12 protein-coding genes are annotated in these 12623 nt (G+C 43.1%); 6 read left to right on the forward strand and 6 right to left on the reverse strand.

Annotated elements, in window-relative coordinates:
- Positions 1-230 precede the first annotated feature (230 nt).
- Positions 231-1259: a LacI family DNA-binding transcriptional regulator gene (locus tag N7U62_RS08035; protein WP_264137419.1), complete on the forward strand. Its 1029-nt coding sequence runs from the start codon at positions 231-233 to the stop codon at positions 1257-1259.
- Between the two features lie 105 nt (positions 1260-1364).
- A complete protein-coding gene (locus tag N7U62_RS08040) occupies positions 1365-4193 on the forward strand; it encodes a glycosyl hydrolase 115 family protein (protein WP_264137420.1) in 2829 nt (942 codons plus the stop codon).
- Position 4194: 1 nt separating this feature from the next.
- Here the strand turns inward: N7U62_RS08040 and N7U62_RS08045 are convergent, their stop codons facing one another.
- Positions 4195-4977: an SGNH/GDSL hydrolase family protein gene (locus tag N7U62_RS08045; RefSeq protein WP_264137421.1), complete on the reverse strand. Its 783-nt coding sequence runs from the start codon at positions 4975-4977 to the stop codon at positions 4195-4197.
- Positions 4978-5048: 71 nt separating this feature from the next.
- On the opposite strand from N7U62_RS08045, the gene N7U62_RS08050 reads away from it, so the two are divergent.
- A complete protein-coding gene (locus tag N7U62_RS08050; RefSeq protein ID WP_264137422.1) occupies positions 5049-5399 on the forward strand; it encodes a DoxX family protein in 351 nt (116 codons plus the stop codon).
- 1 nt (position 5400) lies between these two features.
- On the opposite strand, the gene N7U62_RS08055 is transcribed toward N7U62_RS08050, so the two are convergent.
- Entirely contained in the window at positions 5401-6273 is an 873-nt protein-coding gene (locus N7U62_RS08055) for a DUF1295 domain-containing protein (protein ID WP_264137423.1), read from the reverse strand.
- Between the two features lie 285 nt (positions 6274-6558).
- Here N7U62_RS08055 and N7U62_RS08060 point away from each other — a divergent pair, with 285 nt between their 5' ends.
- The 3 genes from N7U62_RS08060 to N7U62_RS08070 all read left to right on the forward strand — a co-directional run bounded on the left by N7U62_RS08060 (position 6559) and on the right by N7U62_RS08070 (position 10136).
- The gene (locus N7U62_RS08060) at positions 6559-8874 is read left to right on the forward strand and encodes an acyl-CoA dehydrogenase family protein (protein WP_264137424.1); all 2316 of its coding nucleotides are present in this window, start codon (positions 6559-6561) and stop codon (positions 8872-8874) included.
- Positions 8875-9168: 294 nt separating this feature from the next.
- A complete protein-coding gene (locus N7U62_RS08065) occupies positions 9169-9669 on the forward strand; it encodes an Xre family toxin-antitoxin system antitoxin (RefSeq protein ID WP_264137425.1) in 501 nt (166 codons plus the stop codon).
- The gene (locus tag N7U62_RS08070; protein WP_264137426.1) at positions 9669-10136 is read left to right on the forward strand and encodes an RES family NAD+ phosphorylase; all 468 of its coding nucleotides are present in this window, start codon (positions 9669-9671) and stop codon (positions 10134-10136) included. Before N7U62_RS08065 ends, N7U62_RS08070 begins: the two co-directional genes overlap by 1 nt.
- A gap of 95 nt (positions 10137-10231) precedes the next feature.
- On the opposite strand, the gene N7U62_RS08075 is transcribed toward N7U62_RS08070, so the two are convergent.
- The 4 genes from N7U62_RS08075 to N7U62_RS08090 form a co-directional block, all read right to left on the reverse strand.
- Entirely contained in the window at positions 10232-10588 is a 357-nt protein-coding gene (locus N7U62_RS08075) for a hypothetical protein (RefSeq protein ID WP_264137427.1), read from the reverse strand.
- Positions 10589-10663: 75 nt separating this feature from the next.
- Positions 10664-11095 (reverse strand): hypothetical protein, encoded by a 432-nt coding sequence (locus N7U62_RS08080; RefSeq protein ID WP_264137428.1) that lies wholly within the window; start codon positions 11093-11095, stop codon positions 10664-10666.
- A 176-nt stretch (positions 11096-11271) separates the two neighbouring features.
- Positions 11272-11682 carry a hypothetical protein gene (locus tag N7U62_RS08085; protein ID WP_264137429.1) on the reverse strand — a complete coding sequence of 137 codons (411 nt, stop codon included), beginning with the start codon at positions 11680-11682 and terminating at the stop codon, positions 11272-11274.
- Positions 11683-11881: 199 nt separating this feature from the next.
- On the reverse strand, positions 11882-12532 hold the full coding sequence (locus tag N7U62_RS08090; protein WP_264137430.1) for a hypothetical protein: 651 nt from the start codon (positions 12530-12532) through the stop codon (positions 11882-11884).
- Positions 12533-12623: the final 91 nt, after the last annotated feature.

A 12623-nucleotide genomic window follows, 5' to 3' on the forward strand; every position in this document is an offset into this window, starting at 1 on the left:
AAGTCTCATCCCATAAAGCTAAAAAGCTCATAAAACGACATAAAAGCTACTTTTTCATCAATCATGTTATAATACGAACTCCCTAGTTCTCGGGAATATCCAAATGTAGAGAGAATTTTCTTTTTACACAATCGATTGCGTATTATTTCATAATAAGTGTATAAATTGGGATAAATAAAAAGTCAACCTACCTTTAGGGAATAAAAAGGGATAAGCCAGAGTAAAATCGAATGAAAAGAAGCAAGGAGATCACTATATACGACATAGCCACCGAGCTAAACGTCTCCCCCTCCACCGTATCACGTGCACTTAAAAAACACAAAAGCATTGGGAAGGAAACCATCAAAAAGGTCGAGAAAAAAGCCTCTCAATTGGGATATAGGCCCAATGTGGTAGCTGCCAACCTGAGAAATCAAAAGACGCATACCATCGGAGTAATTATCTCCAGAGTGGATCGTCCGTTTATTTCTACCTTGATAGGCGGTATAGAATCAGAAGCTAAAAAGAAGGGCTACCATGTAATTTTCGCCCAATCGCATGACAAGGTGAAACTAGAAATTGAAAATGCCAATGTCCTTTTCAATTCAAGAATTGATGGTTTAATCGTCTCCCTGGCGATGGAAACCAAATCCTATGAGCATTTCAAACCTTTTCTTGACAAAGAAATTCCCTTGGTATTTGTAGACCGAGTCACAGAAACACTCAACACCGATCTCGTTGTTATCGACAATACCCATTCAGCCTATATCGCTACCAAACACCTAATAGAACAAGGTTGTACACGCATTGCTCATTTTGCCGGAGCTCAACATCGAAATGTATACAGAAACAGGCGTACAGGTTACGAAAACGCATTAACTGAAGCAGGACTCCCGGTAGACAATAGCCTCATATTGGAACTGAAGCATCTCAATTCTGAAGAAGGTTATAAAGCCGCAGAAAAAATATTAACTGGTAAAAATCGCCCTGATGGCATATTTGCATCTAATGACACGACAGCTGTGAGTGTTATCCAATGTGCCAAAAAGCTTGGTATCAAGGTTCCTGAGGAGCTTGCTGTTGTAGGGTTCAACAATGACCCTATCTGTACCATTATTGACCCTGCACTATCGACCATTGACCATCCTGCCAAGCAAATGGGGGAATTAGCCGCTAGACAACTTCTAGAGCACAAAAGTGACCCGATCATTGATTCGTCTAGTACGATTAAGCTCAAGACTAGCCTGATACAACGGGCGTCCAGCACCAGAAAGAAATAAAATCGACTCATCCACCTCCTTAAGTTTATTCGATTCTACCTGTCTGAATTTGATAACATCAATCGATTGCATACATTTATTTTTGAAAGACAAAACTGAAAGACTATGAATTACTACCAGCTAGCGGGCCTACTCCTGCTATCAATAATGACAGCCTGTACACAGACTCCTGAACAGAAATCTGACGAGTGGGTCTCATTCGAAAGCAGAGAAAACTTTTTCCCTATCTACGAGGATGGTACTGTTGCCAATCTATATGTAGATCAATCGGAGGATGAAGGCATTTTAATAGCCGCGCAGAACCTGCAAAAGGATTTAACAGCACTTACTGGTCAAACCCCTCAACTGTTTAGATCAAAAGAGGAGATAACAGCAGGAAAGCTCATCATCATAGGGAACACGAACGATGAAGTCATAACCTCTCTTGATGTGGACACGAAATCGCTGAAAGGAAAATGGGAGCAATTCCTGATCCAGGGTATCAGCAACCCTTTTGGTAATGGATCTGAGGCACTTGTCATCAGCGGAAGTGACAAAAGAGGAGCCATCTTCGGAATCTATGAACTATCTGAAAAAATGGGCGTATCTCCCTGGTATTTCTGGGCAGACGTTCCTATCCAGAAACAAAATCAAATTTTTGTCAATCCTAATCCCTACACTACAGGCGAGCCTAAGGTGAAATACCGAGGAATCTTCATCAACGACGAAGCACCTGCCCTATCCGGTTGGGCTTATTCCAATTTTGGAGGATTCAATAGTGAGTTTTACGCACATGTATTTGAGCTGATCCTTCGATCTAAAGGCAACTATCTCTGGCCAGCCATGTGGGGCAGATCCATCTATGAAGACGACCCTAAGAGCCCCATACTGGCCGACAAAATGGGTATTGTACTGGGCACCTCTCACCACGAACCCTTGACCCGAGCACATGCAGACTGGGGCAGAAAAGACAGAGGTCCCTGGAACTATGTCAAAAACAAAGAAAACCTGCGTCAATTCTGGCGCGAAGGAGCAGAAAGAATGGGAGACAAAGAAAGCCTCCTGACCATCGGTATGCGTGGCGATGGGGATGAGCCTATGACAGAAGGCACAGCCATCGAACTACTAGAAACTATAGTAGCAGATCAAAGACAGATCATAGAAGAGGTTACCGGTAAACCCGCCAAAGAAACCCCACAAATATGGGCGCTTTACAAGGAAGTACAGGAGTACTACGACAAAGGCATGCGTGTAGACGATGACATCACCCTGCTGCTCTGCGACGACAACTGGGGCAACATACGCAAACTACCCGCCTACGGAGATACTGCCAGAAGCGGTGGATACGGCATTTACTATCACTTCGACTATGTAGGAGGGCCGAGAAACTACAAATGGATCAACACCACCCAAATATCACGCGTCTGGGAACAAATGACTACTGCCTATGACTATGGCGTAGACCAGGTGTGGATTGTCAATGTAGGTGACATCAAGCCTATGGAGTTTCCCATTTCTTTCTTTTTGGATCTGGCCTGGGATCCAGAAGCGATCAAGGCAGAAGACATTCCACAATATGGCGTAGAGTGGGCAGCCAATCAGTTCGACGAAACCAGCTCGGAGCTTATAGCTGACCTGCTGAACCAATACACGCTATTCAACAGTAGAAGAAAACCCGAATTATTGGATCAGAACACTTACAGTTTGGTTCGCTTCAATGAATTTGAAAGAATCGTAGAAGACTACAAAGCCCTAGCCGAAAAAGCCAAAAAGGTAAAGAAGGAGCTTTCGCCAGAATATCATGATGCCTATTTCCAATTGGTAGAATTCCCGATAGCAGCAAGTACTAACCTCAACGAAATGTACTTTGAGGTGGCTAAAAACCGAATGTATGCTACTCAAGGCAGACAAGCCACGGCTCTAACTGCTCAAAAAGCACAAGAACTCTATGGCAAAGACAGTTTACTCACTCAACAGTATCATCAACTGAAAGACGGCAAGTGGAACCATATGATGTCACAAACACACATTGGCTATACCTATTGGCAGCAACCTGACGTACAGGCCATGCCGGAGGTGACTACTGATATGGCCTTGATCAAAGGGCCTCAGGCGGGTTTTATGATAGAAAACTCCAGCGACTGGTGGCCTGAAATGGAAAAAGAATGGGCTTTACCCAATTTTGATTCCCGAAATGATCAACGCTTCTACATCGAAGTATTCAGTCGTGGTTCAGAAGCTTCTAGCTTCGCCATCCTAGCCGACAATAGTCCTCTGAGTTTTTCAGAGCAAAGTGGCAACATCGATTCGCAACAGAGAATCGAGATAAAGGTAGATTGGGAAAAAGTGAATGATTCAAAAACTGGCGAGTTTAGCCTGGTGCTGAATCAAGACACGGTTTCCATAGCATGGAAAGTCACTAATATACCAGAAGCAATAGGGACTACAGCCACAGTCATCAACAACGGAATGGCCTCCATTCAGGCGATCGACTATGATCAGAAGAAGGAAAATGAAACCATCAGCTGGTTGACGATCCCTCAGATGGGCAAAACAGCCTCGACCGTGGTAGCACAGCCAAGCTATGCTAAATCAGAGATTTTAGATGCCAATACGCCACACTTGGAATATAACATCTACCTGATGGAGGCAACTGACAGCTTAAAAGTGAAGGTGGTTACCGCTCCAACGATGAACTATCACAATGATGAAGGATTGAGCTATGCCATTTCATTTGACGATCAGGAAGCACAAATAGTAAATATTCACAGCGAAGAGAACTATGTCAACTGGTATAAGCAGGTCGCTGACAATGCCACCTTTACTACGACTACCCATGGATTGGATTCAGGGCAGCATACCTTGAATATCTGGCACATCGATAGCAAAATACCCTTTCAAAGATTGGATTTGATCACAGGACAAGAACCATATAGTTACTTGGGTCAGCCCTGAGTCATTGATTCAATTCAGCTTTAACATAATCAAACACTTCCTCCACCCATAGGCCATACATTTTGCCTGATGGGTGGAGATCATCCCCAGCAACTAGATCAGGGTCCGATGGCACCTGCCTGGATATGGGTGTGATATCGAAAAACGCCACCCCCTTACGCTCAGTAATGGCTCGTTTCGCTCCATTGAACTCATCTATCTCCTGCGAAACTTCATCCCCGTAGTTCTCGCCAAAAGGCGTCACGCCATAGTCTGGAATAGACAAAACAATCACACGACTGGTATCTTGATTTACTTTCGACAAGGCAACGTCTAGCAACTGCTCGTACTGCTGCCTGTATTCGTCCAGGCTCCTACCCTGAAACTGATTATTCACTCCGATTAAGAGCGACACACAATCATAACTTTCTTTCAGGTCATCGGCTCGGTCGATGGCATTGAGTAGGCTTCCGGTCGTCCAGCCAGTCTGGGCAATGATCCTAGGATTCTTGATATCGATCTGATGCGATCTCAATCGATCCACCAGTTGCACCGGCCATCGCTCGGCTTCTGTAACGCTAGCCCCTATGGTATAAGAATCCCCCAAAGCCAGATAACTAAATGCAGCATTGGGTCCTCCCTCTTCAATTGGGTCATCTTCTGCCGTTTCCTCTTGGTCCTCCTGATTGTCGACTTGTTCTTGATCTGACACAGGCTCCAGGCTTTCCTCCTCACAAGAGACAAACCCCATTGAAAACAGAAGCAGGAAGGCTACAACAAAATAGTTAAGGAAGTCTTTTCTCATGTAGCTACATACGTAACCAGCACATTGTTTGGTTTTACATCCAGTCAAAGAAATCTCATTAGCTTTACTAAATGACAACAATTAGCCTCTATCTGATGGCCTTGCTTTATCTGGCAGCTGGCATCATGCATTTTCGATACCCTAAGTTATACCTCAAAATCATACCGCCATTTTTCAAGTACAAAGAGTGGATCAACTGGATCTCCGGTGCAGCAGAAATCATCCTCGCTATCGGACTAATCATTCCTGCCACCCAAACCATGGCAGCATGGGGCATCATCGCCTTGCTCATCGCAGTATTTCCTGCTAATGTTTACCATCTACAATTAGGAGGTGCAGGCATGAAAATCCCGAAATGGGTACTTTGGCTCAGGCTGCCCTTGCAGTGCGTATTGATCGCATGGGCCTATATGTACACCTGAGTCAGCGCTTGGGGAACCAGGGGATCAAACGAGAAACACGCTTTTGATAGGCTGAATAATCGGGCTTTCGTAATTGCCTCTTTTCCATCATAGGGATGCTCACGAAGGTAAACAGCAGTAGCATGCTGATCACACCTATCCCATAGATCCAGCTACTACCTGTTTCAGTCCCCAGGCCAAGTACAAATACTCCAAGCCAAAAGCAGATTTCACCGAAATAATTAGGGTGACGAGAATAGCTCCAGAGTCCTTGTTGGCAGACCTCTCCTTTTCCTTGAGACTTAAACTGTCTCAACTGATTGTCTGCTCGCCGCTCAAATTCAATCCCAATCAAGGATACAAGTCCTCCCAAAACATCTGTCCATAACAAAGAGGCATCTGATTCGGCAATGGGCCGAAAAGGCATACACCCCAAAAAGACCAAAATGGTAGGAAATAAATGAATCCCCAAAAAGCTCACGGGCCAATACCACATCCCTGTATCTTCAGCCAGTTTACCATATCGCCAGTCTTCATGATCAAGTCCCGGCCAGGTCTTTAGCCAATTGTGCGTCAGACGGATAGCCCAGTAGAGCACCACAGCTATGGTTAACATCAATCTGAGATGGAAAACACCCTCAAACTGTATCAACCAAAACAGTAAAATAAAAGGAGGAATAACCGACCAGTATGGATCGTAAAGACTGGAATTGCGAAAGGCCCGACTCGCCACAAAAACAACCACCGTTGCGACACCATCGGCCACAGCTATCTGCCACCAGGGATCTTCAAACCAGGTCAGACTCCAGGCACCCAATAGTAATGCTATCAAGTATACGACGATTACAACGGACCTGTCTATGGTAAAACTGTAGCGAATTTTGTCTGTCTGCATAAGGCTCTAAAGATAGACCATTTTAGCATATCAAAACCGTCCACCCTAAACGGGAGACTGGCACAAAAAAAGGAAGGAAAAAACCCTTCCGCTGAAGATATTAAGCCAGCCTAGTAAACATCCAATTCATCAATTATCATACAACCCTATTGCGATCCCTAACAAGTTCATTTCAACTTCATCACCTCAACTTCTAACTTCGAGGACCAACCCACTATAATAAGCACCGTAAAATCAATATATTCGATGCTCACAATGAGCATAAAATTACATTCGACAAACCACATGATTCAATCCATCTACTTCCAAAAGAACCCTTCCCTTTACATGTTTGTACCGATGTTTTATATCGTATGGGCAGATGGCATACTTACCCATGACGAGATCAAAAAGGTAAGAGAACTAGTCAAAGAGCAAGATTGGCTCAATCCAGAAGAAAAGGACTTCCTTCTTAGTCAACTCGACCCTCAGTCTCCTCCCAGCCCCGACGAATTGAAAAGCTGGCTGCATAGCATCCGGTCGGTATCTGATCAGATGACTAATGACATGAAAAAAAGCCTGGTAGAAATGGGCATCAAACTCGCAGAAGTCAATGCGCAGACCATGGATCAGCTATCAGTCGAAAAGGCCAAAACCTCACTCAAAGAAGTAGAGGAAGCCCTGGGTGTTATCTCTTCAGAAGCGGCCTATCATCTGCGCTCAGCTCAGCGAAAAACCACCTCAGAAACTCAAAGCTCCCTTGGCAGTTTTGACATGGAAACGATGGCGGATATCCTGGATGGCCAAAACAAAACTATACTGGAAGAAATCAGGAACCTCCTGCAAGAAGAATCCTTTGACTACCTCGATACAGACCATCTGAGTGAGTATCGCGAGCAAGTATTCAAGTGGTGCAAGAGACTGGCAGAAGAAGGAATGGGAGCGACTGCCTATCCGAAAGAATACGGCGGAGAGGGCGACATGCAAAAGTATTTTGCCATCATGGAAGGGCTCTCTTATCATGACCTCAGCACGGTGATCAAGTTCGGTGTGCAATTTGGGCTTTGGGGGATGAGTGTGTATTTCCTCGGTACTGAAAAGCATCACAAAAAATATTTGGAAAAAATCGGCACTTTGGAGCTACCAGGCTGCTTCGCGATGACCGAGACGGGCCATGGCAGCAATGTCAAAGGACTCGAAACGACTGCCACCTATGATCATTCGAGTCAGGAATTCATCATTCACACGCCAAATGAACTGGCCGGCAAGGAATACATCGGCAATGCTGCCCTTCACGGCCAGAAAGCCACCGTGTTTGCCCAACTGGTCATCGATGGTACGGTCTATGGGGTAAACGCATTCGTCGTACCGCTTAGAGACAAGGCGGGCCAGTTGCACCCGGGTGTCACGATCAAGGACTGTGGCAGAAAAATGGGTTTGAATGGAGTCGACAATGGCCGCATCTATTTCGATCAGGTGCGCATCCCTAAGAAGGACATGCTCGATCGCTATGCCTTGGTGGATGAAAATGGGCAGTTTCAAAGTCCTATCGCCAGTGACAACCGACGCTTCTTCACTATGCTAGGGACTCTGGTTGGTGGTCGCATCGGCATCCCGCGTTCAGGACTCAGCGCCGCTAAATCCGGTCTAACCATTGCCATTCGATACAGCGACCAACGAAAACAATTCGGGCCGGAAAATGCCGGTGAGGTCCCTATCCTCAACTATAGAACCCATCAGCGCAGGCTGCTACCACTGCTGGCCAATGCCTATGCCAGTCATTTTTCTCTTCAATATCTGACCGATCGCTTTCTGAAACGCAGTGAGTCCGATGCTCAGGAAATCGAAGCACTAGCCGCAGGACTCAAATCCTTTTGCACCTGGAACACTACCGCTACACTACAAGAATGCAGAGAAGCACTGGGAGGCAAAGGATATCTGTCAGAAAACCGCATAGACAGGCTGAAAAATGATACAGACATCTACACCACCTTCGAAGGTGACAATACCGTGCTGATGCAGCTAGTGGCGAAGAGCAGGCTTTCTGAGTTCAAAAAGGAATTTTCGGACATCAACTTCTTCGGCCTGGTCAACTACGTGAGCGAACAAGCCAGAACCTCCCTGATAGAAATGAACCCCATCACTGTCCGCAACACCGATTCGGAGCACCTGTTGGATTTCGATTTTCATCTCAACGCCTTCCAATACCGCGAACGTGACATCCTGACCTCTGCCGCCCGACGAATCAAAAAACATCTGGACGCAGGCATGGACTCCTTCGATGCTTTTAACCAGACCCAATACCATATGCTACATGTGGGCTTTGCCTACATCGAGAGGGTAGTACTGGAGCAGTTCCAGGCCCAGGTCGAACGAACTACCGATCCGCAATGCAAGGCTACCTTAACGAAACTTTGCCAGTTGTTTGCATTGACTCAGATCGAAAAAAACAAGGGATGGTACCTGGAGCACGACTATATGGCGGGGACCAAAACCAAGGCCATCCGAAGACAAGTCAATCAGCTCTGTGCAGAACTGAGACCAGAAGCAGTAGCATTGGTAGATGCTTTTAGGATTCCTGATAGCTGTCTGGGGGCTCCTATTGCGGTTAAAAAGGGGTAGAACTCATTGCGGAATGGACAGCACAAGCTACAAGCTTGCGCCAGCGGGGGTGTAAATTGACCGCTTGGAATAGTCGCACCCTGCAAAACACCAACATCGGGCGGACCTGCCTAGCCGGACAGGCAGGCGCCCTTCTACATTTTGGGTCTTAGCGGACGCTACGACCAGAAGGGGGAAGAATAAATCAAGAAAAAACATGAGTTCATTCGTTACTTCGTATGTAGACGATAGTTATTCTTGACCATTAAAACAATTATTGTACATTTACGTCTACATCTATGTAAATTTACAATTATGAGTGAGAAACAAATAGGGAATAGAACAACTAAAAGGAGAGGAAGTAAAGTGCCTGTTGCTCCCAAAGGAGGGAAAATAAAGCGTTTCTCTAAGTTTTCACCTGCCTGGGTAGTTGGTCATTCAAAAGATGCACCAGGATACAATTTGGAGCTCATTAATCGCATTCGAATGGGTGTTAAAAAATCAGATTGGAAAGACCTAATTGTAAAAATCGGCCATTCTGAAAAGGAACTAGAGCATATACTTCCGGCATCTATTAGTAGCATGCAAAAGAGGTCTATTTATAGCAAAGAAACTTCTGAAAGAATTTACGAATTAGCCAAGTTATATAGTTTGGGGTATGAAGTTTTTGATTCAGAAGAAAGCTTCAAACAATGGCTGATCTCACCATCTAAATCACTTGGGGATAAAAAACCTTTTGAATTACTGGATAGTAGTTTTGGGTTTCAAGTTGTCGAAAACGAGATCGTGCGCATTCAATACAATGTTTATAGTTAATGTTTCTATACAGGGTTGCAAACGTGAAGTTTAAAGACGCTACTTTATCTGGGATAGGTGCAGAAAAAGTCGGAGGCAGATGGAATGAAGTAGGTACAAGGGCTGTCTATTGTTCTGAAAACATCTCTTTGGCACTTTTGGAATATTATGTTCATTCAGAAAACATTGCAACCCTGCCAAAGAAAATTCTGGTTGCCAAGATTGAAATACCTGATGACTTTGAGATTAATAAATTAGAGAATTTGCCCGAGAAGTGGGATCAATACCCGTATTCTTCCAACACAACTTCGGTTTTTACTGAATTGGCAAAAAGTCGAGACTTTTTTGCGCTTAAAGTCCCTTCTACAATTGTAGGTATGGAATACAATTATATTCTTAATCCTTTATTCAAAGATTTTGGTAAAGTTACAGTTAGCGATTTTCTCGAATTACCAATAGACCCAAGATTAAAAGAAAGCGAACATTGATGAATCTATCCGTTGATGATGGGGCCGGATCGGCAGGAATACTAAGGAAAATCAGCACGCTTTGAAAAAACACGGTAGTGGAGGAATTCACAATCTCATTCGCATTTGATTTCTTCATCTACTGTTATTAATTCTCTATTATTTACGCTTACATATTTACTACCCTTAGCCTTAGAAAGATGGTCTCCCACATGGATTTGATCATATATACTTGGTAAAAAAAATGTCAAATTAACGCTTGACTCTCTTCCATCTTTAAGAAGAGTAATCATTTTGTAGCTGTGATTTGACGTATCAATGAATTTACTTTCAACTACCCCATCGAAACTTTGACGCATTAGCTTTTTCTTCAAATTGCAATCAATTGCATCCTGATCACTAAAAATGAAAATAACAACATACAGATAAACCGACACTGCAATCAACGGTAATAACACTTTTGTTTTCCTCATTATCTTGGTAATAAAAGTCCTATTCATGGTGGAAACCGATAGGGTTGCAAGCCGGATCCGGATCGATCAATGATATTATAATTTATCTCTATACTTCCGACGAATCCTATCAGGTATGTCCTTAGTCAAATGTTCTTTACATACAAGTCCACTATAAAAATAAGTTATCCCTTGCCTTTCTCTGTACCAAGCAACTTCCACTGCAGTACTATCAATGTCCTCTATAATAAATACCTCGGAGAACAACTCTATAACTTGATACTGACAATTGGGCATTGGATTTGAAGGAACTGGCAAATCATAATAGGCTTTAATATCCTCCAGACATTCTCTATCGTCCGTCATTAAAACTCGATTTATTACACCGCCATTATCAATAAAATAAGCATACATCATGGGGTGAGAACGTATAGCTTCATCCCTTTTCTCATCTTTTTGTTTTAAAAGAACACTTGTGATGGCACCTATACACATAATCAAAAACGGAACTGCATAAGATTTTCTCATAGGTTGTTATGTAAATGCTTCATTGCTTCCACGGGTTACTCCCCCCTGCTGGTGCGAGCTTGTAGCTCGTATCTTGGTCATCCCACAGTCAAATATAGTCTATAGCCCTTTTCCTATCGCATAAACTATCATGCACAGTACAAGCTACAAGTTTTGCCAGCGAAGTGGGAAGCTAGCTATTCCGGTATAATTCGACTTAGAAAAGAACAGTCAACTATATTTTCTGATTCAGAGCTGGTATATTCAGGATTGACAATAACTTTCAAATTTCGTTTAAATAGGTTCTCAATGTTCTTGATTAATTCAGAGCTTAAAGGTACCTCACCGTTCAGAAGACCTGCCTCAAAATAATCCATCTTTATTTTATTGATTTCTAAGGTTTGTAGGTTGAAGGTATAGGAAAATATCAGGTACTGCTCTTTAATTAAACCTTCAATTTCTTCAGCAGTTGCAATGTAAGTAATGGAGTCATTCAAAAGCTCGTATGGATCTGGATCAAGCCTTTGGATCACATCTACGCATCGAGTTTGGCATGTCCCTTCGAAAACAATTATTAAGAATAATATAGGTAAAAAAAGTCTCATCATAGGTTGCGAATTGCTGACAACACCTAATCATCACCCCTCCTACACCAATGAAGTTTGAAGAACTGATTTAGGCATTCTAATTTTTAACTCCCCGAATCTACCCCCATTCCCCGTTCTCTCCAAGCCCAAGTAGTCCAACCCAGACTTTCTTGCCATCAGGAAAACCGAAAGCGTTGTAAACGCGCCCTCTCAGGGGATTTTAGAGAACGATTTCAACCAATTCCTGGGTTAGAATAAAAGTTGTATCACTTAAGCTAACCGTAGTTTCTGTTTTGATTAAACCATGTTCAGACACAAAATATGTAACACCAAATTCGTCCTCAATCACATTGCAGTTATAATTACCCGCTTCGGTTTCTATGGTTTCGTTTCCAGTTACTTCCATTTGCACATTCACTTCTTGATATCTATCTGTATTTGCTATAAAAACTTTCCTATTCCATTTGTACCCTATTTCTTGATTAAACACATATTCTATAGAGGGTGTTGAATAAAGAATGAGCGTATCAGTTTCAAGGTTGGTTAGATCATCTGGATCATCAATCTGATATTTGATTTTTGGTAAGATTTCGGCATGCTTCAAAATCCGATTTCCGCTTTGAGAATAATAGGAAAAATTGGTCACTGTTTGAGTTATCCCAAGTTCAGAAAGTTCTAGTCCTTCAATTCCCTTTATTTGGGTAAATTCCCAAGTCAGTGTATCTGAATAATCATTTACATAGATCCACTTAGTACCAGGATTTGAATTAAAAATATTTGAGCTAATATTCAGTTCATCACTATCACCACAGTTAACAAGTAATATACTGATAATAAAAGAGGCTACTAAGACTAACTTTTTGAGTTGCATAATTTTACTCTCCAACACCCAATCAACACCCCTCCTCCACCAATAGAGTTTGAAGAACTGATTTAGGCATTCTAATTTTTAACTCCCCGAA

Origin of the sequence: Reichenbachiella ulvae, from assembly GCF_025833875.1 — a bacterium.
GTDB lineage: Bacteria > Bacteroidota > Bacteroidia > Cytophagales > Cyclobacteriaceae > Reichenbachiella > Reichenbachiella ulvae.

Bases quoted from the DNA above. Each gene is read 5' to 3' on its own strand.
- N7U62_RS08065 (WP_264137425.1), top strand. From the start codon at position 9,169: ATGAGTGAGAAACAAATAGGGAATAGAACAACTAAAAGGAGAGGAAGT.
- N7U62_RS08055 (WP_264137423.1), bottom strand. From the start codon at position 6,273: ATGCAGACAGACAAAATTCGCTACAGTTTTACCATAGACAGGTCCGTT.
- N7U62_RS08070 (WP_264137426.1), top strand. From the start codon at position 9,669: ATGTTTCTATACAGGGTTGCAAACGTGAAGTTTAAAGACGCTACTTTA.
- N7U62_RS08090 (WP_264137430.1), bottom strand. From the start codon at position 12,532: ATGCAACTCAAAAAGTTAGTCTTAGTAGCCTCTTTTATTATCAGTATA.
- N7U62_RS08035 (WP_264137419.1), top strand. From the start codon at position 231: ATGAAAAGAAGCAAGGAGATCACTATATACGACATAGCCACCGAGCTA.
- N7U62_RS08040 (WP_264137420.1), top strand. From the start codon at position 1,365: ATGAATTACTACCAGCTAGCGGGCCTACTCCTGCTATCAATAATGACA.
- N7U62_RS08080 (WP_264137428.1), bottom strand. From the start codon at position 11,095: ATGAGAAAATCTTATGCAGTTCCGTTTTTGATTATGTGTATAGGTGCC.
- N7U62_RS08075 (WP_264137427.1), bottom strand. From the start codon at position 10,588: ATGAGGAAAACAAAAGTGTTATTACCGTTGATTGCAGTGTCGGTTTAT.
- N7U62_RS08060 (WP_264137424.1), top strand. From the start codon at position 6,559: ATGATTCAATCCATCTACTTCCAAAAGAACCCTTCCCTTTACATGTTT.
- N7U62_RS08045 (WP_264137421.1), bottom strand. From the start codon at position 4,977: ATGAGAAAAGACTTCCTTAACTATTTTGTTGTAGCCTTCCTGCTTCTG.
- N7U62_RS08085 (WP_264137429.1), bottom strand. From the start codon at position 11,682: ATGATGAGACTTTTTTTACCTATATTATTCTTAATAATTGTTTTCGAA.
- N7U62_RS08050 (WP_264137422.1), top strand. From the start codon at position 5,049: ATGACAACAATTAGCCTCTATCTGATGGCCTTGCTTTATCTGGCAGCT.